This window comes from Streptomyces sp. WG5, from assembly GCF_049974565.1.
Taxonomy (GTDB): domain Bacteria; phylum Actinomycetota; class Actinomycetes; order Streptomycetales; family Streptomycetaceae; genus Streptomyces.
Window position 1 is genome coordinate 100,347 of the sequence record NZ_JBNGGC010000022.1, and the last position, 26,316, is coordinate 126,662.

12 protein-coding genes are annotated in these 26,316 nt (G+C 76.0%); 11 read left to right on the top strand and 1 reads right to left on the bottom strand.

The features are described 5' to 3' along the window. Positions 1-2: 2 nt before the first annotated feature. Positions 3-449, bottom strand: a complete 447-nt coding sequence (locus ACP4IX_RS23360) for a DUF6059 family protein (protein ID WP_426556528.1) — start codon at positions 447-449, stop codon at positions 3-5. A 301-nt stretch (positions 450-750) separates the two neighbouring features. Between ACP4IX_RS23360 and ACP4IX_RS23365 the strand changes: the two genes are divergently transcribed. The 11 genes from ACP4IX_RS23365 to ACP4IX_RS23415 all read left to right on the top strand — a co-directional run bounded on the left by ACP4IX_RS23365 (position 751) and on the right by ACP4IX_RS23415 (position 26,309). Next, positions 751-1,380: an alpha/beta fold hydrolase gene (locus ACP4IX_RS23365; protein ID WP_426523724.1), complete on the top strand. Its 630-nt coding sequence runs from the start codon at positions 751-753 to the stop codon at positions 1,378-1,380. 345 nt (positions 1,381-1,725) lie between these two features. Further along, a complete protein-coding gene (locus ACP4IX_RS23370) occupies positions 1,726-3,501 on the top strand; it encodes an acyl-CoA dehydrogenase (protein WP_426556529.1) in 1,776 nt (591 codons plus the stop codon). Continuing rightward, positions 3,498-4,394: a 4'-phosphopantetheinyl transferase family protein gene (locus ACP4IX_RS23375; RefSeq protein ID WP_426523722.1), complete on the top strand. Its 897-nt coding sequence runs from the start codon at positions 3,498-3,500 to the stop codon at positions 4,392-4,394. Before ACP4IX_RS23370 ends, ACP4IX_RS23375 begins: the two co-directional genes overlap by 4 nt. Positions 4,395-5,099: 705 nt before the next feature. Beyond that, complete coding sequence (locus ACP4IX_RS23380) at positions 5,100-5,360, top strand: acyl carrier protein (RefSeq protein WP_398135827.1); 261 nt, start codon at positions 5,100-5,102, stop codon at positions 5,358-5,360. Further along, on the top strand, positions 5,357-6,412 hold the full coding sequence (locus ACP4IX_RS23385) for a 3-oxoacyl-ACP synthase III family protein (protein ID WP_426556530.1): 1,056 nt from the start codon (positions 5,357-5,359) through the stop codon (positions 6,410-6,412). Before ACP4IX_RS23380 ends, ACP4IX_RS23385 begins: the two co-directional genes overlap by 4 nt. Then, positions 6,409-8,304 carry an HAD-IIIC family phosphatase gene (locus tag ACP4IX_RS23390; RefSeq protein WP_426556531.1) on the top strand — a complete coding sequence of 632 codons (1,896 nt, stop codon included), beginning with the start codon at positions 6,409-6,411 and terminating at the stop codon, positions 8,302-8,304. The genes ACP4IX_RS23385 and ACP4IX_RS23390 overlap by 4 nt, the downstream gene beginning before the upstream one ends. Further along, positions 8,294-8,566 (top strand): acyl carrier protein, encoded by a 273-nt coding sequence (locus ACP4IX_RS23395; protein WP_426556532.1) that lies wholly within the window; start codon positions 8,294-8,296, stop codon positions 8,564-8,566. The genes ACP4IX_RS23390 and ACP4IX_RS23395 overlap by 11 nt, the downstream gene beginning before the upstream one ends. Next, on the top strand, positions 8,563-9,327 hold the full coding sequence (locus tag ACP4IX_RS23400) for a 2-oxo acid dehydrogenase subunit E2 (protein WP_426526394.1): 765 nt from the start codon (positions 8,563-8,565) through the stop codon (positions 9,325-9,327). The genes ACP4IX_RS23395 and ACP4IX_RS23400 overlap by 4 nt, the downstream gene beginning before the upstream one ends. Then, the gene (locus ACP4IX_RS23405; RefSeq protein ID WP_426556533.1) at positions 9,324-10,649 is read left to right on the top strand and encodes an FAD-dependent monooxygenase; all 1,326 of its coding nucleotides are present in this window, start codon (positions 9,324-9,326) and stop codon (positions 10,647-10,649) included. Before ACP4IX_RS23400 ends, ACP4IX_RS23405 begins: the two co-directional genes overlap by 4 nt. Beyond that, positions 10,642-16,872, top strand: coding sequence for an SDR family NAD(P)-dependent oxidoreductase (locus tag ACP4IX_RS23410; protein WP_426556534.1), 6,231 nt, complete (start codon positions 10,642-10,644; stop codon positions 16,870-16,872). The genes ACP4IX_RS23405 and ACP4IX_RS23410 overlap by 8 nt, the downstream gene beginning before the upstream one ends. Before the next feature lie 89 nt (positions 16,873-16,961). Next, positions 16,962-26,309, top strand: coding sequence for an SDR family NAD(P)-dependent oxidoreductase (locus ACP4IX_RS23415; RefSeq protein ID WP_426556535.1), 9,348 nt, complete (start codon positions 16,962-16,964; stop codon positions 26,307-26,309). Positions 26,310-26,316 lie beyond the last annotated feature (7 nt).

A 26,316-nucleotide genomic window follows, 5' to 3' on the forward strand; every position in this document is an offset into this window, starting at 1 on the left:
GCTCAACGCGCGTCCAGCTCCCGCCGCAGCCGCCGCTCCAGGGCAGTGAGCGGGATGTCCCGCCGCAACCGTTCCGGATGCCCGGGTCCGGGTCCCGTCAACCGCACACCGCGCGCGGACCGCCCGTCCCGGTGCGGGTCCGGGTGCGGATGCGGGTTCGGGTGCGGATGCGGGTTCGGGTGCCCGTCGGACGGTACGCCGTCGTCGTCGCCCTGCCCGCCATCCGCGTACCGGCCGCCGTGTCCGGCACCCGCGTACGGGCCGCCCTCCCCGGCACCCGCGCCCTGGCGGCCCTCCCCGGCACCCGCGTACCCGCCGTCCAGGAACCGCCGCAACTCCTGTGCCGGGAGCGGCACCCAGCACGCTCCGTGGACGACCAGCGCCCGGTAGACCGCCGTCACGACGCTCACCGCTCGGCGCACCACCACACCGCCTCGTCTGCGTCCCACACCCGTCTCCTTCTGCCGGCCGCCCCCTCCCGTGAGCGTTCCCCGGTGCGCTCACGTCCGGCTCGAACCGGGCTCGACGCGGAGGCGGCCCTCCCCCTGCCTCCGGCTTCAGCGGCCCTCGAGCCGCTGCGGGGACACTCGTGCCGTTTTTCCGAGAACCGCGGGCCGTCGTGCCGCCGTGGGAGGAGTAAGTGATGACCAGCCCTGTTACCGGTCACGTGGCCGGGGTCTGATGGCAGGCGAGAGGCCGGTGTGGTGGAGCGCAGGGCTGGACCGCCGGCGGCCGAGGCCCTTGGTCGTCGTGATCACGGGAAGCCTCGGCGGACCGCACCGGTACGTACCGTTGCTGACCCGGCTGGTGCGCCGCGGACACGCCGTGGTCGCCACCGCGCCGGCCCCGGCGCCGTTGCGCCCGGGCCACTTCGAGGCGTCGCTCTCCCGCCTCATCGACGACTGCGCCCGGAACGCGGTGACCGAGCACGTCCACGTGATCGGCTTCGGCCTCGGCGGGCGGCTCGCGCTGGACACCGCCGCCCGGGACGACCGGGTCCGGGTCGTCCAGCTCGTCGGCGCGCCGGTGGCCCGGCTGTTCGACGAACCGGAGCTGCTGCTGTCCCTTCCCAAGGACGACCTGGACTCCCTCGTACGGATGACCGGGGCCGGTCGCCGCGACCTGCTGCCCGAGGCGCTCGGTGCTCTGGCGCTGCGCCCGGAGACGCTCTACGCACTGAAGGGGCTGGTGCGCGTCGCCTACACGGCCGATGACCCCCTCACCCCGCCGCAGGACCTGGCCCTGCTGAGACTCGCCCTGGCGCACAGCGAGTTCCGCGCCTTCCCGGCCGGGGGCGGCACCGCGCCGTCGGACCGCGCGGTACGGCGCTGGCTGGTGGACGGGGTGACGCCGCCACGGCGGCGGGCCTGGCGCCGCTGACCGCCCCGGTCAGCCCTGCCCGCCCGGCTCCCCCAGCCCCTCCGGCCCCGCCCCACCCCTCCGGCCCACCTCGGTCCTTCCGCCCCGCCCCGGGTCCTCCGCCCCACCACCACGGCCCCTCCGCCCCACCACGGCCCCTCCGGCCCCGTCCTGCCCTGCCCTCCTCCCCGGGTCCGTGCGTCCCCGTCCCCCGGCCCCACCCGATGCCCCCCAAGCCCCCGATGCCCTCGATGCCCCCGATGCCCGTCGGCAACCCGCCCGGAACACCGCCTCGACTCCCGGTCGAGGGTGTCTCCAGCCCATGGGGTCACCGTGCGAAGGACTGTCCTACGCGACCGCCCTGGGGTGACCATGCAGGAACACGACGACATCATCGCCGCCGTCACCGGCGGCGACTCACAATGGCGGCCCGACCGGCTGACCCGGCTCCGTGCGCGCCTCGACGAGATCGAGGACGGCCTGGGCGATCCGTGGCACCCCGACAACCCGACGGGGTTCGACGCGGTCCTGGAGGCGGACCGGTCGGGGCAGACCTCGGCGGTCGGCGTCCGGCGGTTCCAGAGCCTCGGTCTGCCCGCCGAGCTGGTACCCGAGTCGCTCGGCGGGCGGATGGCCGGCGCCGACCTGCTCGGCCTGGTGATGCGGCCGGTCTTCCGCCGCGACCCGGCCCTGGCCTTCAGCCACGGCTTCACCCCGTTCCTGGGCGCCCAGATGGTCTGGCTGAACGGCGACACGCGCCAGTGCGGCCGGATGGCCTCGGTGATCCTGCGGGGCGGCACGGTGGGAGTGGCCTGCCAGCGCTTCGAGCACGAGAGCGCGTTCCACTCCCAGGAGTACACCGCCGCCTGGAGCGACGACGGCATGCTGCGGCTCAACGGCCGCAAGAACGCCATCAACAACGCGCACACGGCGGAGCTCGTCATCGGCTTCGTGCGCACCGGCGACGGGGACACCGACTACTCGATCCTGATGTTCGACCCGGCCATGGTGCCGCCCACGCGCGTACGTGCCCTCGGCCGGCACCGGACGACCGGGGTACGGGGCGTGCAGGCGGCCGGCCTGGAGTTCGTCGACTGCCCGTTGCCGGGCGAGTCGCTGGTCGGCACCTGGGGCGACGGCGTCGCGCTGAGCCTGCGCGCCTACCCCGCCGTGCACGCCGTCTTCCCGTCCATGACCGTCGGGCTCGCCGACACCGCGCTGCGGGCCGCCGTACGGGCCGCACAGGAACGGGAGTTCGGCGGGCCGGCCGGGGACGCGTCGACCCGTTCGGCGATCGCCGGGACCTTCGTCGACCTGCTGGTCGCCGACTGCCTCTCGCTGACGGCGAGCCGTTCGGTGCATCTGCTGCCCGACCAGTGCGACGTGCTCACCGCGGTCACCAAGTACATCGTGCCCAAGATCGTCAGCGAGGCCCTGTACGACCTGTCGGCCGTGATGGGCGACGCGTTCCACGCCGACCAGGGCCACAACGCCGTCTTCCGCAAGCACCTGCGGGACCTGTCCACGATCACGTTCGGGCACGTCAGCAGCGCCATCTGCCAGTCGGTGATCGCGCCCTACCTGCCGGCGCTGGCGCCCGGCGCGCCCGCCGCGGCCCCGACCCCCGCCGATCTGTTCCGGCTCGAGGTGCCGCTGCCGCCCATGGACGGCGAGCGGCTCGCCGTGTTCGGCGGCGGCGACGGACTGCTCGACTACCTCGCCCACGCCGCGCTCCGGCTGCCCGACGCGCTCACCGGGCAGGACCACGCGGACCTGCTGCGGGAGCTGGTCGCCGGGCTGTGCGCCGAGGCGGCCGAGATCCGCGAGGAGGCGGGCAGGCTCACCGGCTCCGCGGGCGGTCTACTGCTGGACACGCACAGCTTCCCGCTCAGCGAGCGGTACGCGCTGGTGCTGGCCGCGGCGGCCTGCGTCGGCGTGTGGCTGAACGCGGGCGCGGGCGGCGACGCCTTCCTCACCGACCCGGCGTGGGCGGCGCTCGCCCTGCACCGGCTGCTGCGCCGGGTGGGCAGGTCCGTGCCGGCGCTGCCCCGCTCGATCGAGGGCCAGTTGTGCGACGAGGTGCTGGAGCGGGTCCGTGTCCCGCACAGCCTGGACCTGCTGCGCTCCGGGTGCGCGGGATGAGCCCGCTGCGTGGCGGCCGCCGGCCGCCCCTGCCCCCGCCGAGCCGGGTCGACGGGCCCTCCGGGCCCTGGGCCCGGCTCCTGCACGACCTGGACACCTCGGGCGTGGGCCTGGTGTACGCCTCGCTCGCCGACTGGCGCCCGCTGCTGCCGCCGGAGGCCGAACGCCGCTTCCTGCTCGGTCGGGACTGGGCGCGCTACAGCAAGCTGAACGGCGAGCAGCTGCGTGACCGGTTCCTGGCGACCCGGCTGCTGATCCGGCACAGCGCGGCGGTGGCGCTGGGCACGGAGGCGACCTCCCTGGAGCTCAGCTACGGGCTCAACGGGCGGGTGCACCTGCGCGGTCACGACCAGATCGACGTGAGCCTGAGCCACACCGGCGACCTGCTGATGTGCGGGATCACCTCGCTGGGGTTGATCGGGATCGACGCCGAGCCGCTCAAGCGGCGGTTGAGCGGGCGGGACGTGGAGACCCTGATGTGCACGGCCCCGGAACGGCTGCGGCTGGCCGCGACGGCGGACGAGGAGCGCAACGGGCTGCTGCTGTCGTTGTGGACGCTGAAGGAGGCGTACAGCAAGGCCCTGGGGCAGGGACTGAGGTTCCCGTTCACCGAGTTCGGGTTCCGCACGGGCGGGGACGCGGACGAGGGGACGGGGCCGGCGGGGATCGAGGGGACCGACGGGAGCGCCGCAGCCGAAACGATCCTGCTCGAACGGTCCGACGGAACGCCCGTCGCCGACGACACCTGGCGGTTCGCCACGTTCGACCTGCCCACGGGCCATCTCGCGGCCCTCGCCCTGCAGGACACCCGGCGCTCGGACCAGCCGGACACCCGCGCCGGCACGGCCCTGAACCGGCAGATCCTGGCGGCCATCGGCTCCCTGGACCGCTGAGCCGCACCACGCACCCCGAACGGCCCCGTGACGCCCTGGCGGGCGTCACGGGGCCGGTTCCGTGCGCACTGCGCCGCGGCCCGGGGCGTACGGCGTCGGCCCCGGCACGGAACCGGGCGGGGTCGGCAACGGGGCCGGCGGGGGCCGCCTCCCGTACGGCAACGGCCGCCCGGGACGCCGCCGGCGTGCCCTTCCGCCCGCCCCGGTGGCTCCCGCGCGCGCCGTTCCGCAGCAGGAAGCCGCACCGTCGGGCCGGCCCGCTCGACGGCCCCGCCCCTTCCACCCCGGCTCGAGGTCGTGTCAAGCCCTCAGCGCCACTGTGGACTCGCCGATGAGACCGCTTCGGGACCTGGGGCGGCGTCCATCGGAGGCGCCCGGGCCGGGACAGAGGCCACAAGCCCGCTGTCCCGGCCCCTGGACCGTGTCCGGACCGCACTCGTCACTTCCCACCGCGCGCGCAGGTGCTCCGCGAGAAGCATCCCGGCACCCGGCGATCGCACCGCACCACGCGCCGCCGGGCCCACCGGACCGCCGGGCCACCGGGCCACCGGGCCCGCCGGGCCCACCGGACCGCCGGGCCACCGGACCACCGGGCCCGCCGGGCCCACCGGACCGCCGTAGGAGCGGTACGGACGACAGGGCCGCGCCGGCACGACCCGACCACGCCGAACGGACGAACCGCCGCCTGCGAAGGGGTAACCGACCATGGCACAACTCACCCTCCGGGAACTCGGCGCGATCATGCTCGAGTTCCAGGACCACGGGTCCGCGAGCGTCATCGACACCCGGGCCCTCGACGTCGTCTTCGAGGACCTGGAGTGCGACTCGTTGATGCTGCTCCAGACCACCGGCCGCATCCAGCGGGAGTACGGCGTGGAGCTGGACCGGGACCGGATCGCCGCCGCGGACACACCGCGCGCCCTGCTCGACCTCGTCAACACCGTCCTCGCGGAGGTGGCGGCATGAGGCTCAGCGGATTCAGCGAGGTCCTCCCCGGCGAGCCGGTCACCAACCGCGACATGGCCGAGCGCTTCGGCCTGCACGAGAAGTGGCTGGACATGATGACCGGGAACCGCTCCCGGTACTTCTGCCGGGCGGACTCCCCGCCCTCCGTCCCCAAGAGCACCTCGGACCTCGCGGTGGCCGCGGCCACCGCCGCGCTCGCCGACGCCGGCACCGACGTGGCGTCCCTCGACTTCCTGGTACTGACCACCGCCTCCCCCGACCACCTGATGCCGGCCACCGTCAACCTGGTCGCCGACCGCATCGGCCTCAACGACGTGCCCACCTTCCAGCTGATGTCGGGCTGCGCCGGTGCCCTCACCGGCCTCTACACCGCCCGCGCGCTGCTGGCCTCCGGGCTGCGCCGGGGGCTGGTCATCGGCGCCGACACCTGTCTGAAGCTGTTCCCCTCCAGCGGCGAGATCGCCGGCATGTCACCGGCCGAGCTGATCAACTTCGCCCTGTTCGGGGACGGTGCCGGCGCGGTCGTGGTCGACGCCGACCAGGACGGGCCGGGGCTGCTGGTCGAGCACCTCTTCCTGCGCACCACCGGCATGGGCCGCTCGCCCGCGCAGGTCGCCCGCTGGTTCGGCACCGAGGGCGCGCCGGTGACGGACGGGCCCGACGGCCCGGTGCGCGAACCGTGGGGCGAGGAGGACTACAAGGCCATCGAGCACCACGTGCCGGAGCACGCCGAGACCATCTTCAAGGAGCTGGCGGCCGAGACCGGCTGGCGGCTGGACGAGGTCGAGCACGTGCTGCTGCCCCAGCTCAACGGGGTGATGACCGACGGCATCCGCAAGCGTCTGGGCGTCCGGCCCGAACAGGCCGTCAACTGCGTGGCGGACACCGGCAACAACGGCAACGCCGTGCCCTTCGTCCAGCTCAACCGGGCCATGCAGCGCATCCGGTCCGGCCTCGGGTCCGGCGGCCGGCTGCTGGTGGCGAACGTCGAGTCCTCCAAGTGGATCCTGTCGGGCCTGGCCCTGCGCCACCGGAACGGAGCCGTGCGATGACCACGGCCCCCGCCCGTCCGGCCGCCGGCGACCTGTCGGAGCTGCGGGCCCTGAAGCGCGCCGGGGACCTCGGCGGCTCGGCCCACCGGGTGCGCGCGGTCCTCGCCGCCCTCGGCGACCCCCTCGACCGGGAGGCGGCCGGCGCGCTGCTCGACGGCCGGGCGGCCCGCACCGCGCTCGCGGAGTCCGGCGCGTTCACCCCCGTACCCCTGGCGCTGCTCGGCTCCTCCACCGCCGACCCCGTACCGCCCCTGCTGACGGCCGCGCTGCTGGCCGAGGGCGTCCAGCCGGACACGGCGGCCACCGGCTTCAACCAGTGGCGGATGGAGATCCTGGCCGGGGCGCCGACGCTGCGGGAGCACCGGCCGGCCGTCACCGCCTGCCTCCTGGACGACACCGCCGTCTTCGAGAAGGTCACCGACCCGCTGGACGCCGACGAGGTGGTGGCGCGCTGTGCCGCGTTCCCCGCCGAACTGGCGTCCTGGCTCCAGGCGTACGAGCGTCATCTCGGTACCCTCGCGGTGCTGAACACCGTGCCGTTGAGCGCCGCCCGGCGCGACCGGTTCGTCGACTACGCCACCCGGGCGCGCGTCGAAGCAGCCTGGCAGCGCATGAACGCGGCCGTGCTCGACCTCGCCGGACGCCCGGGCGCCGTGGTGCTGTCCGCGGACGCGCTCGCCGAACGGGCCGGCGCCCGCTGGGCGGCCACCGACCGCATGCGGCACATCGCCTCGCACGCCTACGGGCCTCAGTTCCTGGACGCCTACGCCCGTGAGGTCGCCCGCGTGGTGCTGGCCCGGCTGGGCCGGGCCGCCAAGTGCCTCGTGCTCGACCTGGACCACACCCTGTGGGGCGGCGTCGTCGGTGACGACGGCGTGGGCGCGCTGAAGATCGGCGGGGCGTTCCCCGGGTCGGCCCACAGCGAGCTGCAGCGCCTGGCCAAGGACCTGTCGCGGCAGGGCGTGCTGCTCGCCGTGTGCTCCAAGAACGACGAGGCCGTGGCCCGCGAGGCGATCGACACGCACCCCGAGATGGTGCTGCGCGCCGGGGACTTCGCCGCGTTCCGCGCCAACTGGGACCCCAAGCCGGGCAACGTCGCGGACATCGCCGCCGAGCTGAACATCGGGACCGACGCGATGGTCTTCGTCGACGACAATCCGGCCGAGCGCGGCCTGATGGCCCGGCAGCGGCCCGAGGTGACCGTGGTGGACCTGCCGGCCGACCCGGCCGGTTACGCCTCCGCGCTCGCCGCCTCCGGCCGGTTCAACCAGCTGCGGCTGACCGAGGAGGACCGCGACCGCGGGGCGATGTACCGGGCCCGCGCCGAGCGGGAGCGGCTGCGCGAGACGGTCACCGACGTCGAGGACTACCTGCGCGAGCTGGGCACCGCGATCACGGTGGAGGCCCACGGCCCGCTCAACGCGGCGCGGATCGCCCAGCTCTTCGGCAAGACCAACCAGTTCAACCTGACCGGCATCCGCTACGGCGCGGACGAGCTGGCCCGGGCGGTGGCGGACGGCTCGGCCGGCTGCTACGGCGTCCGGGTCACCGACGCGTTCGGCGACAACGGCCTGGCCGCCGCGCTGACCCTGGTCCGCGAACCGGACGGCGCCTGGCTGATCGAGAACTTCGTGCTCTCCTGCCGGGTGTTCTCCCGGTCCGTGGAGGACGCGGTCGTCGGGCTCGTCCTGCGGGCCGCGCGGGAGGCGGGCGCCCCCGCCGTGCGCGGGCGGCACGTACCGACGGCGAAGAACGCGCGGTTCGCGGAGTTCTACCCCTCGCTCGGCTTCACCGGCCAGGGCGGCGACTTCCGGCACGACCTCACCCAACTCGCCGAGCTGCCCGCATGGGTGCGCATCGGCCCCGGCGAAGGGACCTTCCATGCCCCCTGAGGGAACAGCATCCGCCCTGGACACGGCCGAGCGGACGGTCGTCGAGACCATCGCCCGGCTGCTGGACGCCGACGAGGACGCGCTCGGCCCGGACACCCCGCTGTCCGCCGTCGAGGGCTGGGACTCCGTCAACGCGCTGCGCGTCCTGGTCGCCCTGGAGCGCGAGACCGGCGCCCCGCTCGACTACGAGCGGTTCGCCGCGGCCGAGACCGCGGGCGACATCGGCGCGGTGGTGGCCGCCGCCGGGGGGCAGGCGCCGTGAGCACCCCGATGGCCACCGTCCCGCTGCCCGCGGCGCGGCGGGGGACGTACATCTTCCTGGAGGAGGCGCGCCGCACCGCGCACGTGTACCTCATGGCGGACGTGGACGCCACCGCGCTGCGGGCCGCGCGGGCCGCGGCCGAGCGGCCCGCCTCCTACGTCAGTTACGTCGTGAAGGCCGCCGCCGACGTCCTCGACAAGTACCCCGAGGCCCGCGCCGTGTTCCGCGGCGGCCGTGCGCCGCGGCTCAGCGTGTCGCCGTCCGTGCACGCCAAGGTGCTGTTCGACAAGACCGTCGACGGGCAGCGCTGCGTGGTCTCCGGCACGGTGCCGGACGTCCAGGACAAGGACGTGCACGGCGTGCAGAGCACCATCGACGTCTACAAGAAGGCCCGGGTGGAGGACCCGGACGGGCCGTTCGCCCGGGTGCGCCGGCTCCAGCGGCTGCCGCTGCCGGCGTTCCGGCTGCTGTACCGGGTCATGTCCCGCGACCCGGGGCGGCGGGCCCTGCTGCAGGGCACCTTCGCGGTCACCTCGATCGGCCACGAGCCGGTCGGGGCGATCCTGCCGCTGATCTCCGGGACGCTCGGGTTCGGTGTCGGCCACATCGCCGACGCCGCCACCGTACGCGCGGGCAGCGTGGTCGTCGCGCCCGTCCTGACCCTCTCGCTCGTCTTCGACCACCGCGTCATCGACGGCGCGATGGCCGCCGAAATCCTCGCCGGCGTGAAGAGCCGGCTGGAGAACTGGGAGCCGGCATGACCGATCACACCAACCCGTCCGTGGCCGGCCGCGCGCCGGCCGAGACCGACGTCCTCGTCATCGGGGGCGGCCCGGCCGGCTCCCTGCTCGCCACGCTGCTGGCCCGCCGCGGCATCCGTACCGTCCTGGTGGAGAAGCAGACCGACCTGGAGCGCAGCTTCCGCGGGGAGACCATCGCCGCGCCGTCGGTGACCTCCCTGAACCGGCTGGGCTTCGGCCCGGCCCTGCGCGCGCACGGCTTCCTGGAGACCACCTCGGTCACCACCGTCGCCGAGGGCCGCCCGGTGCTGCACGTCGACTACCGCCGGTTCAAGGACCAGCCGCTGCCCATCGACATTCCGCAGCCCTCCCTGATCCGCATCTTCAACCGGGCCGCGGAGGACCTCCAGGGCTACGTCTACCTGAAGGGCTGGAGCTTCTCCTCGCTCATCGAAAAAAGCGGCGAGATACGCGGCGCGGTCCTGGGCCGGGGGCGCGAGGAGCGGGTGCCGGTGCGCGCCCGGATCGTGATCGGCGCCGACGGACGCTTCTCCAAGGTCCGCAAGGCGTCCGGACTCGCCGCCGACATCCAGCCGATGGCCCGCGACTTCCTGTCGTTCAAGCTGCCCCGGCCGCCGGAGTGGGGCAGCGCCGCCCAGCTCGTCGTCGAGCGGGACAAGCACCTGGTGATCCTGCCGACCTTCCCGGACACGCTGCGCGTCGGCCACAACCTGCCCAAGCGGGGGCTGGGCGAGCTGCGCGCCGCCGGCTTCGACGCCTTCAAGCAGGGCATCATGCGGATCTCCCCGCAGCTCGCGCCGCTCGTCGACGAGCACCTGCGGTCCTGGGACGACACCGGCTTCCTGGAGATCTTCACCGCGGAGATGGAGCAGTGGGCGCGCGACGGCCTGCTGCTGATCGGGGACGCCTCGCACACCGCGACGCCGATCCTCGGCCAGGGGGTCAACCTCGCCATGCAGGACTCGATCACGCTGGTCCCGGTCCTGTCCCGCGCCCTCGCCCGCGGCGGCCCGGAGCGTGTCGTCACCCGGGCCGAGCTGGCCGACTTCGTGGCCGCGCGGCGCGCGCACAAGACGCACGTCACCCGCTTCCAGCGGATGCAGGAGGCCGCGCTCGCGGTCGGCGACCCGCGCGGGGTGCGGCTGCGCCGGCTCCGCTTCCGCCTGCTCAACGCGTTCCCCGGCAAGTACCGGGTCTTCAACAAGGTCATCAACGCCCAGCACGCCATCGACGACGCCGACCTGGCCCTCGCCCGCACCGGCGGGCCGCGCGCGGTCGACGCCGCCGACCCGAGCCCCTTCGAGGTGAGCACGCATGACTGACGAGTCCCCGTCCGCCGCAGGCCGGCCGGTGCCGATCGCGGTGATCGGCATGGCGGGCCGTTTCCCGGGCGCACCGGACATCGACGCGTACTGGCGGCTGCTGACCGACGGCGCGGAGGCGGTGCGTCCGGTGCCGCCGGAGCGCTGGGACACCTCCGCGCAGCTCGACCCGGCCAGGAAGATCCCCTCGGTGGCCGCGCTCCTGGACGACATCGACCAGTTCGACCCGGGGTTCTTCGGCATCTCGCCGCGCGAGGCGGAGGACCTCGATCCGCAGCAGCGGCTGATGCTGGAGATCGGCTGGCTGACCCTGGAGCACGCCGGCGTGCCGGCCGCCGCCGTCCGCGGCAGCCGCACCGGCGTGTACGTGGGCGCGCTGTGGCACGACTACCAGACCAACCGCAAGGAGCGGGGGGTCCCGACCACCCAGCACACCGCCGTCGGCAGCGCCCTGGACATCATCGCGGCCCGCATCTCGTACTTCCTCGGGCTGCGGGGCCCCAGCATGGTCGTGGAGACGGGCTGCTCCTCCGGCCTGGTCGCGCTGGACCTGGCCGCGGGCGCGCTGCGCTCCGGCGACCTCGACGGCGCCTTCGTCGGCGGCGTCAACCTGATCCTGGCGCCCGACAACTCCATCGGGCTGACCCACTTCGGCGGCCTGTCGCCCGACGGCCACTGCCGGGCGTTCTCCGCCCGGGCCAACGGGTTCGTGCGCGGCGAGGGGGCGGTCGGGGTCTGGCTCAAGCGGCTGGACCGGGCGATCGCCGACGGCGACCGCGTCCACGGCGTCATCGTGGACAGCGCCGTCAACAACGACGGCGGCGGGCACAGCCTGGTCTCCCCCAACATCGAGGCGCAGGCGGACCTCCTGCGCCGGGTGTACGAGCGGGCGGGCGTCCCCCTGGACCGGCTCGCCTACGTCGAGGCGCACGGCACCGGCACCCTGCGCGGCGACCCGATCGAGACCGAGGCGCTGGGCGGCGCCCTGGGCCGGGCCCGCCCCGCCGGCTCCGGGCCGCTGCTCATCGGCTCCGCCAAGAGCAACATCGGTCACCTGGAGGCGGCGGCCGGACTGGCCGGGCTGGTCAAGACCGTGCTGGCGCTGCGGCACCGGCACATCCCGCGCAGCCTGCACGCCGAGGAGCCCAACCCGAAGATCCCGTTCGCCGAGCACAACCTGAAGGTCGCCACCGAGCCGGTCGACCTGCCGGCCGACGGCACCCTGTACGCGGGCGTCAACTCCTTCGGCTGGGGCGGCACCAACGCCCACGTGGTGCTGCGCACCCCGCCCGTGCACGAGCCCCCCTCGGTGCCCGCGCCCGGCGCGCTGCTGCTGCCGCTGACCGCGCACAACGACGCCGCGCTGCGCCGCCGCGCCGAGGACGTGCTCGCCGCACTGCCCGAGGACGCCGACGGTGTCGTACGCCTGGCCGGGACGCTCGGCAACGAGCGCGACCACTTCCCGGCGCGCGCCGCGGTCACCGCCTCCGACGCCGCCGAGCTGCGGGACCGGCTGGGCCTGTTCGCCGCCGACCCCGGCGCGGAGATCCCGGGAGTGGTCACCGGCCGGGCCAGGGAGCGCGGCCGGGTCGCCTTCGTGCTGCCCGGGCAGGGCTCGCAGTGGGCCGGCATGGGCCGGCGGCTGTACGCCGAGTCCCCGCTGTTCGCGCAGGTGATCCGGCGCTGCGCCCGGGCGCTGGACCCGCACTTCCCGTGGGACCTGGAGGCCATCGTCTCCGGCACGGCGGGCGACGACTGGCTGGAGCACGTCGAGATGCTCCAGCCGACCCTGTGGGCGATGTCCCTGGGCATCGCCGAGCTGTGGCGGGCGGCCGGCGTCGCACCGGACGTCGTGGTCGGGCACAGCCAGGGCGAGGTGACGGCCGCGACCATCGCCGGGCACCTGTCCTACGAGGACGGGGCGCGGATCATCGCGCTGCGCAGTCGGCTCGCCAAGCGCACCGCGGGCCGGGGGCGGATGCTCGCCGTCGACCTCGGGGTGGCGGAGGCCGAGAAGGCCCTGGAGGGCTTCGAGGACAGCGTGTCCCTGGCCGTGAACAACGGCCCGTCCTCCTGCGTGCTGTCGGGCGACACGGACGCGGTGCTGATGCTGCGGGAGCTGCTGGAGGCGGACGGCACGTTCTGCCGCCTGGTCAACGTCGACTACGCCTCGCACTGCCACCACATGGACGAGCTCACCGACGAGCTGGTCGAGGTGCTCGCGCCCGTACGGCCCCGCGACGGCGCCGTGCCGATGATGTCCACGGTGGTCGGCCGGGAGATCGGCGGCGAGGAACTGGACGCCGCCTACTGGGCCGCCAACCTGCGCCGGCCGGTGATGTTCGCGGACGCCCTGTCCGCCCTGCTGGACGCCGGGGTCACCCACGTCGTGGAGATCAGCCCGCACCCGGTGCTGACGCCGGCCGTGGAGCAGCTGGCGGCCGCGCGGGAGACACCCGTGGCGGTGCTGCCCAGTCTGCGCCGCGAGGAGGGCGCGCTCACCGACTTCACCCGCGCGCTGGGCCGCGCCTACACGGAGGGCCTGGCCCCGTTCGGCGCGCTGCCCGCCCGGCCGGGGGCGGCCGTGCCGCCGTACCCGTGGCAGCGGTCCCGTTTCTGGCTGCCCGACGTGCCCCGGCGCAGCACGGCGCCGGGCGGTGGCCTGGCCTTCGCGTTCACCCCGTCCGCCACCGAGCAGGACGTCCACGAGGGCCGTACCGAACTGTCCCTTCACGACCTGCCCTGGCTGCGCGACCACCGGGTGTACGACGCCGTGGTGCTGCCCGGCGCGGCGATGCTGGCGCTGGCGGTGGCCGCCGCCCGGGCCCGCACCGGGCAGCACCCCGAGGCCCTGCACTCCGTACGGTTCCGCAGCGATCTGACGCTCACCGACGAGCCGGTCCGCGTCGGCGCCCTGTGGCGCGAGGACGGCGCCGACTCGGCGGGCTTCACCCTCACCTCGCTGCCCGAGGGCGCGGACACCTGGACCCGGCACGCCACCGCCCGCGCGGGCGCCGGCGGCCAGGACCTGCCGGTCCCGCCCGGACTGCCGGAGGACGCCCGGGAACTGGAGGCCGACGCCTTCTACGCCGACTGCGCCGCCCGCGGACTGAACTACGGGCCCGCCTTCCGCGGCGTGACCGCGCTGCGCGTGGCCGGCGACCGGGCCGCCGGGACCGTACGGCTGCCCGACTCCTGCCTGGCCGGGGTGCGCCCCGGCGAACTGCACCCCGCGCTGTGGGACGCCGCGCTCCAGGTCACCCTCGCCCTGGTGCCGGGCGGCGCCACGGTCGTGCCGACCGCCGTGGCCCGCGTCGACCTCGCACTCGGCCGGGACGCGGTCGTCACCGCCGTCTCGGCGCACGCGCACCGCACCGGCGACGACACCTTCGACCTGGTCTGCCACGACGACGAGGGCCGGCCCGTACTGGGCATGGCGGGCCTGCGGTTCCAGACCATCGAGGCGGGCGACGAGCGGCGGGTGGACCCGGCGCGGCTGCACCGGCTGGAGTTCCGGGCCGCCGACGGGACGTCCGCGGCGCCGGCCGTGCGCACCGGCCACTGGGTGCTGTACGACGCCGCCGGCACCGGCGCGGAACTGGCCGCCGCGCTCACCGCCCGGGGCGCCACCGCCACCGTGCTGCCGGCCGGGCCGGACGCGGCGGACCGGCTGCGCGAGGGCGACGCCCCCGACGGGCTGGTCTTCCTGGCGCCCGGCGCGGAGCGTGGCCTCGCGGACCAGCGGGCCGGACTGCTCCGGCTCGCCGACGTGGTCCGGGCGGCCACCGCGCTGCCGGTGCCGCCGCGGACCGTGGTGGTCACCGACGGGGCGCAGAGCGTGTCCGCCGACGAGTCACCCGACCCGGGGGCGGCGCTGTACTGGGGCTTCGGCCGGGTGCTGCGCCGCGAACACCCCGAGCTCGCCGCGTCGCTGGTCGACGTGCGCGCCGCGGCCGGCGACTGGACCGGGCCGCTCACCGCGCTGCTGCTGTCCGCGGACACCGAGGACCAGACCGTGCTGCGCGGCGACCGGCGCCTGGTGGGCCGGCTGGTGCGCGGCGAGGAGGAGGACCCGGTCACGGCACGGCTGCCGTGGACGGGGGCGGCCCAGCCGTTCCGGCTGCGCCCGGACGCGTCGGGACTGTGGGAGGGGCTGGCGTTCCGTCCGCTGGCCCGCAGCGCGCCCGCCGCCGGCCAGGTCGAGGTGGCGGTCGAGGCGGCCGCCGTCAACTTCATCGACGTCATGAAGGCCATGGGCACCTATCCCGACGACTCGGCCGGTGCCGGGCTGCTGGGCGGCGAGTGCGCCGGCACGGTCACCGCGGTGGGCCCCGGGGTGACCGGGGTCGCCGTCGGCGACCGGGTGGTGGCCTGCGGCTTCGGTGCCCTCGCCTCGCACCTGACGGCGCGCGCCGAGCACGTCAGGCCGCTTCCGGAGCGGCTGACGCCCGCCCAGGCCGCCGCCCTGCCGCTGGTCACCGCCACCGCCTGGTACTCCCTGGCGGAGAAGGCGGCGCTGGAGGCCGGGGAGACCGTGCTGATCCACTCCGCGGCCGGCGGACTGGGGCTGGCCGCGGTCGGTGTGGCCCGCGCCCTGGGCGCCCGCGTCGTCGCCACGGCCGGCACCGAGGCCAAGCGGGCGGCGCTGCGGGAGATGGGCATCGAGCACGTCCTGAACTCCCGCGACCTGTCCTGGGCCGACGAGGTACGGCGGATCACCGGCGGGCGGGGCGTGGACGTGGTCCTCAACTCGCTGGCGGGCGCGGCGATCGAGCAGGGCCTGGCCGTGCTCGCCGAGGACGGCCGGTTCATCGAGGTCGGCAAGCGGGACATCTACGCCTCGCGCACCCTCGGCCTGCGCAGCTTCGCCAAGGGCACCAGCTTCGCGGCGGTCGACGTGGCCGGTCTGATCACCCGCCGCCCGGCCCGCTTCGCGCGGATCCTGGACGCGGTCTGGCAGCGCGTGACCGACGGCACCCTGCCGCCGCTGCCGGTCACCGAGCACCCGTTCGCCGACGCCGCCGAGGTGCTGCGTTCCATGGCCCGTGGGGAGCACACCGGCAAGCTCGTGCTCACCGGGCCCGGCCGGGTCGCCTCCGTCGCTCCGGAACCGCTGCCGGCGGGCCGGCTGCGGCCCGACGCCACCTATCTCGTCACCGGCGGACTGGGCGCGCTCGGTCTGTCCCTCACGGAGTTCCTCGCGGACCGCGGCGCCCGCTCCGTCGTCCTGCTCGGCCGTTCCCGGCCCGGTGCCGCCGCCGAGCGCCGTATCGAGGAGCTCAGGACGCGGGGCACCGAGGTCACCACGCTCGCCGTCGACGTCGCCGACCGTGCGGCGCTGGCCACGGCACTGGACGCCGTACGGGGGCAGCTGCCGCCGCTGCGCGGCGTGTTCCACGCGGCGGGCGTGCTCGACGACGCCGTCATCGGCAACCTGACCGCCGATCAGCTGGTGAAGGTCCTGGGGCCGAAGGTCGACGGGTCACGCCACCTGGACGAGCTCACCCGGGACGACCCGCTCGACCTGTTCGTGCTGTTCTCCTCGGTGGCCGGACTGGTCGGCAACCCCGGCCAGGCCGGGTACGCGGCGGGCAACGTCTACATGGACGCGCTGGCCGAGGCCAGGCGGCGGCGGGGGCGGCCCGCGCTCGCCGTCCAGTGGGGCCCGTTCGCCGACATCGGCCTCGCCGCCGACGACGCGATCCGCGGTGACCGGCTCGCCGACCACGGCATGTCCGGTTTCACCGCCGCGGAGGCCTGGCAGGCCCTCGCGCACCTGCTGGACGGACCCGGCCGGGTGGTGTCGTACGTCCCGCTGGACGCCCGGCACTGGTTCGACGCCTACCCGGAGACCGCGGCCCAGCCCAGCTGGGGCGTCATGGCCCTGCTCGCCCGGGACGGCGGCGGGCCCGGCGGCGCCGAGGAGTTCCTGGGCCGGGTGCGCCGGGCGGACGACGCCGAACGCCCGACCCTGGTCGAGGGCAAGGTCCGCGAGCTGGCCGGCCGGGTCCTGCGGCTCGAGGCCGGCTCCATCGACCGTGAAGCGCCCTTCAAGTCCCTTGGGCTTGACTCGCTGATGAGCCTGGAGCTGCGCAACCGACTGGAATCGGCGTTCGGCATGAAGCTGTCGCCCACGCTCCTGTGGACCTACGGGAGCACCGCGGCGCTCGCCGCGATGCTCGCCGGGCGCCTGACGGACCCGGCCGAACCCGCCCGGAAATGATGCCGGCCGGGCGCCGCCGATCACCGGCGGCGCCCGGTCCCGCCTTGGCTCAGCCGCCAGCAACGACTGCCGATCGCGAGGGACTTCTTGTGACCAGCACACCGACCCATGGGGCCCCGGCCGGCCGGGGCGCCGGACGCCCCACCGCCACCCCGCTCAGCCGGGCGATGGACACCATCAAGAAGCTGCGCGCGGAGCTGGACGAGGCGAAGGCCCGGCCGGCCGACGACGCCGGCCCGCTGGCCGTGGTCGGCGTCGGGCTCCGGCTGCCCGGTGGCATCGCCGACCTCGACGGCTACTGGGACGCCCTCGCCGAGGGCCGTGACCTGGTCCGTCCGATGCCCGAGCACCGCAAGGAGCCCTTCACCGCCGAGTGGGACGCCCTCCCGCACCGCGGTGGCCACCTCGACGACGTACTCGGTTTCGACGCCGCCTTCTTCGGCGTCAGCCCGCGTGAGGCCCGCAGCCTCGACCCGCAGCACCGGCTGCTCCTCGAAGTGGCCTGGGAGGCGCTGGAGGACGCGGCGCTGCCGCCGCGCGCCCTCGCCGAGAGCGGACGGCGCACCGGACTGTACGTGGGCGTGACCGGCCAGGACTACCGCGACTGGCAGCCCGCGGGGCAGGAGGACGCCTACTGGCTGACCGGCAACGGGCACTGCTTCGCGGCCGGGCGGATCGCCTACACCCTGGGCCTGATGGGGCCGGCGGTCGCCGTGGACACCGCCTGCTCGTCCTCCCTGACCGCGGTCCACCTCGCCGGCCAGGCGCTGCGCCGCGGCGAGTGTGACGTGGCCCTCGCGGGCGGCGTCAACCTGATCCTGTCGCCGCGCTCGACCCGGCTGATCCAGCAGACCAACTCCCTGGCCCCGGACGGCCTGTGCAAGACCTTCGACGCGCGGGCCAACGGTTTCACCCGCGGTGAGGGCTGCGGTGTCGTCGTCCTGAAGCGGCTCGCCGACGCCCGGCGCGACGGCGACCGCGTGCACGCCGTGGTCCGCGGCAGCGCGGTCAACCAGGACGGCCGTTCCTCGGGCTTCACCGCACCCAACGTCCGGGCGCAGATCTCCCTGATCCGGGCCGCCCTGGACGACGCCGGACTGAGCCCTGCGGAGATCGGCGCCGTCGAGGCGCACGGCACCGGCACCGCGCTCGGCGACCCCATCGAGGTCGAGGCGATCGTCGCCGCCCTGGACCGGTCCGCGGGCGGCGCCCCGCTGCGCATCGGCTCGGTGAAGACCGGCCTGGGCCACCTGGAGGCGGCCTCCGGCATCGCGGGACTCATCCGCGGCGTGCTGTCGGTCCAGCGGCGCCTGCTCCCGCCGGTCGTGCACCTGAGCACCCTCAACCCCCGCATCCAGCTCGACGGCACCGGCATCGAGTTCCCCCGCGAGGTGCTGCCCTGGGAGGCCGGCGACAGCGGGCCGGGCAGCTGCCTGGGCGTCAGCTCGTTCGGCATGAGCGGCACCAACGCCCACGTCGTCCTCGGCGCGCCGACGGAGCGGGAGCGGACACCGGCCGCGTCGGACGCCGGCCCGGTGGCCGGCTTCGAGCTCTCCGCCCGCACCGAGGGCGCGCTGCGCACCTGGGCGGGCCTGCTGGCCGGCCGCCTGGCGGAGCTGCCCGCCGAGGAGTACGCCGCGTTCGCCTACACCGTCACCCACGGCCGGGCCCGCCACGGGGTGCGCGCCCTGGTCACCGCCGAGGACCCCCGGGCCGCGCTGTCGGCCCTGCGCGAGCTCGCCGCGGGCGGCACACCGGAGGCGGTACGGCTGACCGACGCCGCGCCGGACGCCCCGGCGGACCCGGCCACGGCCGGACTGCCGCGCGCGGTCACCAGCCTGCCGGCCTACCCGTGGGAGCGGGTGCGGTACGCGCCCGCCCGGGACGCGGACGCGGGCAGCGGTACGGGGAACCGGTCCGCCGGGAACGCCGGAAACGCAGGAAACGCCGGAAACGCCGGGAACGCGGACGCGGGCAGCGGCGCGGGAACCCGGTCCGCCGGGAACGCGGCCACGGAACAGGCCGCCACGGACGCCGGTACCCGCCACGTCACCGACGAGGCCGGGGCCGACGGCCCGCGGACGGCACTCCCCGCGCTGCACGTCGCCTGGACCCCGTACACCCCGCCCGTCGCCCCGGAGGTGCCGGACGCCCCGGACGCCGCCGCGGGCCGTCCGCTGCTCGTCGCCGGTGACGACACCGCTCTGGTGGCCCTGCTCGCCCAGGCCGCGCGGGCCGGCGGCAACCGCCCCGTGGAGGTGCTGGACACCCTGCCCGACTCCGCCGCGCAGTGGGCCGCGGTCCGGGCCGAGCACCCCGGGGACCTGCTCCTCGCGCTCGCGGCGGCGCCGCTGCCCGGCGCACCGGACGAACCCGCGCCCACCCGGCACGCCGCCGCCCTGGCCGCCGCCGCGACCGTCGCCGTGCGCGCACTGCCGGACGGCCCCGGCCGCGTCCACCTCGTCACGTCCGGCGTGCGTCAGGTGACCGGCGACGACGCGATCGCCGCGGGCGACCACGGGGTGCTGCACGGACTCGCCCCCGTACTCGCCCTGGAGTTCCCGCGCGTGTGGGGCGGCATCGTGGACCTTCCGGCCGACTGCGGCCCCGAGGACGCGTCGGCCGCGCTGACCGCGCTCGCGGCCCAGGACGCCGAGGACCTGCTCGCCGTCCGCGCCGGCCAGGTCCACGCGGCCCGGCTGCGCCCGGCCGATGAGAAGCCGCAGCCGCTGCCGGTGCGCCCGGACGGAACGTATCTGCTGAGCGGTGGCCTGGGCGCCGTCGGCCGTGTGCTCGCCCGCGACCTGGCCTCCCGCGGCGCCGGCCACCTCGTCCTGCTCGGCCGCCGCGCCCAGGAGGAGCTGCCCGCCGAGGCGACGGACCTGCTCTCCGGGCTGGCCGCGTCCGGCACCCCGACGACGTACCTGCAGGCCGATGTCGGCGACGGTCCGGAGCTGGCCGCCGCCCTGAGCGCGCTCGACGCGCTGCCCCCGCTGCGCGGGGTGGTGCACGGCGCCGGCGCCATCGAGCGGCTGCCGCTGGCGGAGGCCGGCGAGGAGGCCTTCGCGACCGCGCTGCACGGCAAGTTCACCGGCGCGCACTGGCTGCGGCTGCTGACGGACGACCGGCCGCTGGACTTCTTCGTGCAGCTGTCCTCCGTCTCCGCCGTCTGGGGCACCAGCGGCTACGGCGCCTACGCGGCCGCGAACGGCGCCCTGGACGCGGTGGCGGAACGGGCCGCCGCGTCCGGACGGCCGGCCGGCAGCGTCGCCTTCGGCCCCTGGGACCTGGACGGCATGGCCGACTCCGAGGCCCGGACCCAGCTCGCCCGGATGGGCGTGCGCCCGGTCACCGCGGCGCAGGGCAGTGCCGCCCTCGCCGTGGCCGGTCCGCACGGTGCCCATCTCGTCGCCTGCGACCTGGACGCCGACCGCTTCACGGCCGTCATGAACGCCGTACGCCCGCGCCCCCTGTTCGACCTGCTGGCCCGGCCGTCCGCACCGGCCGCCGCCACCGCCCCCCGCGCCGGCTCCGGCTCCGGCTCCGGCAGCGGCGCCGACGCCGGGGAGGCGCCCGTCGCGCCCCGCGACGCGCTGCGTGCCGCCCCCGGGCACCGGCGGCCCGCGCTGGTGGCCGCGCACGTCCGCGAGGTGCTGGCCGAGATCCTCGGCCACGACGACCCGGCCGCACTGCCGGAGCGGACCGGGTTCCTCGACCTGGGCCTGGACTCGATCATGGCCGTCGACGCCTCGGCCCGGCTGTCGGAGGTGCTCGGCCTGGACGTCGGCATCGGCGACGTCTTCGGCCACCCCTCCCTGGAGCGGCTGTCCGCCGAGCTGACCGGCCGCCTGTCGGACGCCCCCGCCCCCGCCACCCCCGCGCCGCGCCGCACCCCGCCCGCCCGCCTCACGGCCGGCACCACCGCGGCGGGCAGCACCGCGGCCACCCCCGCGACGGCCCTTCCCGTCACGGCGGCCGGAACCGCGGGCGCCCAGGAACCCGCCCCGGCCGCCCCGGCCTCGGAACCCATAGCCGTCGTCGGCATGGCCGGCCGCTTCCCCGGCGCCGACTCCGTCGAGGACTTCTGGTCGCTGCTCGAAGAGGGCCGCGACGGGGTGGGCCCGGTGCCCGCCGACCGCTGGGACGCCGAGCGCCTCGGCACCCCCGCCCAGGGCGGCTTCCTCGGCGACATCCGCCGCTTCGACGCCGCGTTCTTCGACATCCCCGCCCGGGAGGCGGAGAGCCTCGACCCGCAGCAGCGCCTGCTGCTCGAAGCGTCCTGGCACGCGCTGGAGGACGCGGCCTGCGCCCCCTCCGCGCTCGCGGGCAGCCGTACCGGCGTGTTCGTCGGCATCTCCAACGCGGACTACGCCCGCGTCATGGAGAGCGGCGGAGCGGACGCGCTGGACGCCTACTTCCCCACCGGCACGGCGCTGAACGCGGCGGCCGGACGCATCGCCTACTACCTCGGTCTGCACGGCCCGGCGCTCGCGGTCGACACCGCCTGCTCGTCGTCGCTGGTCGCCCTGCACCTGGCGGTGCGCTCGCTGCGCACCGGCGAGACCGACCGGGCCCTGGCCGGCGGCGTCAACGTCATCACGGCACCCACCTGCTCGGTGGCCGTCTCCCGCGCCCACATGCTGTCGCCCGAGGGCCGCTGCAAGACCTTCGACGCCTCCGCCGACGGTTTCGTCCGCGCCGAGGGCGTCGGGGTGCTGGTGCTGCGCCGCCTCAGCGACGCGCTGCGCGACGGCGACCGGGTGCTGGCGGTCGTCCACGGCAGCGCCGTCAACCAGGACGGCGCCTCCTCCGGGTTCACCGCGCCCAACGGCACCGCGCAGCGCCGGGTGATCCGCGAGGCGCTCGCCGACGCCGGCGTCGAGGGCGCCGACATCGACTACCTGGAGGCGCACGGCACGGGCACCTCGCTGGGCGACCCGATCGAGGTGGAGGCCGCCTGGGACGTGCTGGGCCCCGGCCGCCGGCCCGGCGAGCCGCTGCTGATCGGCTCGGTCAAGAGCAACATCGGCCACTGCGAGTCGGCCTCCGGCATGGCCTCCCTGATCAAGTCGGTGCTCGCGCTGCGCCACGGGCGGATCCCGGCCGGACTGCACTACAGCACGCCCAATCCGCACGTGCCGTGGCGGGACATGAACATCCGGGTCGTCGACGGCCGGGTCTCCTGGACACCCGGCGACCGCCCCCGCCTGGCCGGCGTCTCCGGCTTCGGCTTCTCCGGCACCAACGCGCACGTCGTCCTCGGCGAGGCACCCCCCGCCGCCCGGAGCACCGCGGGGAGCGCGCCGGACCCGGGTGCGCTGCTGCTGCCGCTGTCCGCGCCGGACGCGGCCGGCCTGGAACGGGTGACGGCCGCCTGGGAAGAGGCACTGGAAGGCGCGGACGAGGAGCTGCTGCCCGACCTCGTCGCCGTCGCCGCGGCCGGCCGCGCCCACCTGCCCGTGCGCCGGGCCGTGCTGGGCACCGGGCGCGAGAAGCTGCTCTCCGCGCTGCGTGCGGCCGGCGCGCCCGGCACGGCGGCCACGCGGGCGCCCCGGGTGGCCTTCCTGTTCTCCGGACAGGGCGCCCAGTACTTCGGCATGGCCCGCGAACTGTACGAGAGCGAACCGGTGTTCGCGTCGGTCTTCGAGGACTGCGACCGCATCCTCACCCCGTACCTGGGCGACTCACTGCTCAACCTGGTCTTCTACGGCGACGACCCGCAGGCCGTGAACCAGACCCGGATCACCCAGCCCGCCCTGGTGGCACTGGAGCTGGCCCTGGCCGCGCTGTGGGAGTCGTGGGGCGTGCGGGCCGCCGCCGTGATGGGGCACAGCGTCGGCGAGGTCGCCGCCGCCGTGCACGCCGGGGTGCTCGGCCGCGAGGACGGGCTGGCCCTGATCGCCCACCGCGCCCGGCTGATGCAGTCGACCGAGCCCGGCGGCATGCTGTCCGTCTCCGCCGCCCCGGACTCCGTCGCGGCCTGGGCCGAGGAGGCCGGCGTGGACGTGGCCGCCGTCAACGGGCCCGAGTCGGTCGTGGTGGCCGGACCGAAGGACCTTCTCGACGCGTTCGCCGCGCGGCTGACGGAGCGCGGGGTGCGCAGCAGGGCGCTGACCGTCTCGCACGCCTTCCACTCCCGGCTGATGGACCCGGTGCTCGCGGAGTTCGAGGCCGCCGTCGCCCCGCTCGCCTTCGGCGCCCCGCGCATCCCGGTGATCGCCAACGTCACGGGCGCCGAGGCGGCCGACGACACCTACGGCGCGGGCTACTTCGTGCGGCACATCCGGCAGCCGGTGCGTTTCCACGAGGGCGCCCTCGCCCTCGCCGAGCTGGGCGTCGACGTCCTGCTGGAGGTCGGCCCCGACCGGACCCTGGTCAACCTGGTGCGGGCCGCCGGACTCACCCCGGCCGGCGGGGGCGTGCCCTCGCTGCGCCGCGGCGGCGTGGACCGCAGCCAGCTGCTCGCCGCCGCGGGGCACCTCTACGAGCAGGGCCAGGACCTGGACTTCGCGCGGATCACCGGCCGCCCCGCGGGCCGCGCCGCCGCGCCGCGCTACCCCTTCGCGGACACCTCGTACTGGACCACCGCCGCCCCCGCCGCGCCCGCGCCGGCCGGCGGACCGCGCCCGGGGCACGGGCGCCACTGGGGGGCGGAGCTGAAGTCGCCCGCCCTGACCGGGCGCGCGTTCTCCTTCACCCGCAGCACCTCGTTCCCGGCCTACCTCACCGACCACCGGCTCTACGGAACCGTCGTCACCCCGGCCGCCTCCCACCTGGGCACCGTGCTGTCGGCCCTCGGCGGGGACGGCTCGCCCGTCCTCGTACGGGACCTGATCTGCCCCCGGGCGCTCGTCATCAAGGACGGCGAGGAGTACGAGGTGCAGATCACCGTCGACCGGCCGGGCGCCGACGGCAGCGCGGAGCTGTCCGTGCAGAGCCTCGTCGACCCCGAGCGCGGCATCTGGCAGCGGCACATCGGCGGACGGTGCGCCACCCCCGCCGTCGAGGAGACGCACCGGCCCCGCCCGGCCGACCGCGCCGCCTTCATGGCCGCCGCCGACCGGCACCTGACCCGGGACGACTTCTACGACTACTTCCGCTCCCTGGGCTACACCCTGGGCCCGTCCTTCCGCTGGATCGACGAGGTGTGGATCCGCGGCGACCAGGCTCTGGTGCGCTACCGGATGCCGGACCTGCCCGACGACCCGGCCGACTACGAGCTGTACCCCGGCCTGATCGACTCCTGCTTCCAGAGCATCGCGGTGTTCCTGGTGGACGAGGGCGCGGCCGAGGCGCCGTCCCTGGCCATCCCGTTCGCCGCACGGGAGCTCTCCTTCCACGGCCGGCCGGCGACCCGCGGCGAGCTGTGGGGCGAGGTGCGGGTGCTGCGCGCCGAGCCACTGGCCAATGACCGGCTGCGGGTGGAGACCGCGGACCTGCACCTGTACGCGGTCGACCCGGCCACCGGTGGTGAGCACAGCGTGTTCCGGGCCGACGAGTTCCGCATCCGGCACGCCTCGCGGGCCGTCCTGGAGGCGGGTCTGCGCGGGGACGGCCTGGTCCGCACCCTGGACTGGGTGCCGCTGCCGCAGGACGCGTCCGCGCCGCTCACCGCTCCGGTGCCGGTGGCCCTGCTCGGCGACGCCGACGACACCCACGCGCTGGCCGCCGCGCTGGAGGCCGCCGGCCACCAGGTGTCGGTGCACGGCGACGGCCTCCCCGACGGCCCGGACCGTCCGGACGCCGGGCTCGTGGTGGACGCCCGCTGGCTGGCACCGCGCCCGTCCGGTGCCGGGCCGGACACGGACGGCGCACCCGGCGCCGGGGCCGTGCTGGGCGCGGTCCGTGCGCTCGCCGCCACCCTGCGCGCGCTGCCGCCGGAGCTGCCCTACGTGCTGCTCGCCGACGGTGACGCGGTGCGGGCACCACTGCGGGAGGCCCTGTTCGGGTTGCTGAGCTCCCTCGAGGCGGAGCAGACCGAGCGCCGCCTGACCCGGCTGCGGCTGGACGCGGGCTGGCGGGCCGAAGGGGTCGCCGCGCTGCTCGGCGGCCTGCCCGGGGAGACCCGGCTCGCGCTCACGGACTCCGGTGTCCGCGTCGCCCGCCTGGTCGGCGTACCCGCCCAGCCCGCCGCCCGCGAGCGGGCCGGGGGCGCGCTGATCACCGGTGGTCTCGGCGCGCTGGGCCTGGCCGTGGCCGCCGCGCACGCCGCCCGCGGCGGCGACCGGGTCACGCTGATGGCCCGGTCCGCGCCCGGCGACGTCGAGCAGGGGGTGATCGACTCGCTCACCGCGGCCGGGGTCCGCGTGTCCCTGGTGCGCGGCGACGTCACCGACCCGGCCGACATGGCGCGGGCCGTTGCCGCCGCCACCGCCGACGGCCCGCTGGGCACGGTGTACCACCTGGCCGGCGTCAACGCGGACGGTGCCTTCCCCTCCCTGACGGACGCCTCCTACGAGAAGGTCTTCCACGCCAAGGCACGGGGCGCCGACGTCCTCGCCGACGCGGTCGCCGGCCACGATCCGCGGGCGGTGGTGCTGTTCTCGTCCGTCTCCTCGGTGCTCGGCTCCCCCGGGCAGGCCAACTACGCGGCCGCCAACGGCTACCTGGACGGTCTGGCCGAGGCGCTGCGCGAGCGGGGTCTGCCCGCCGTCGGCGTCAACTGGGGCCCGTGGGTGCCGGAGGCCAAGGGCGGCATGGCCGCCGCGGCGGCCGTCGAGCGGGCGGCGCAGCGGATCGGCATCCGGCCGCTGACCGACGCCGACGCGGCGCTGCCGCTGGCGCTCGCCGCCGAGGGCGCACAGGACCGCCTGGTCGTGGTCGCCCTGGACCCGGCCCGCTACGCCGGCCAGGCCGCGGGGCATCCGCGGGCCGCGCTGGTCGCCGCGCTGACCGAACCGGTGGCCGCGCCCCGGGGCGCGAGCGGCGGGGGCGAGCCGGCCGGCTGGCTGCGGGACCGGCTCGCGGCGTCCGGCGCCGACGACGCCGAGCGGGTGCTGCGGGACGCCGTGCGGTCCCTGGTCGCCCGGATGCTCGGCTCCGACGACGGTCTGCCCGAGGACGGCTCCGCCGACGCGGAGGGCTTCTCGCAGCTCGGTCTCGACTCCATCATGGCGATCGACCTGCGGGCCGCCCTGGCCCACGCCATGGGCCGGGACCTGCCCGCCACCATCGCCATCGACCATCCGAGCGTGCTCGCGATGAGCGGCTTCCTCGCCGCGTCCGATCCCGCCCGCACCGGGTCCGGCGGTCCGGCACCCGACCAGGCCCTCGCTCCGGCGGCGGCCGTGGCGGCCCCGGCCTCCTCCGGTCCCGTCCTCCCGTCCGCCGATCCCCTCCCCTCCCCCGACTCCCTTCCCACCGCCGGCCCCCTCGAGGGCCTCTCCCTCGACGAGCTGCTCCGGGCCGTCACCGACGACCTCGCCCAGGACCAGTGAGCAGGCG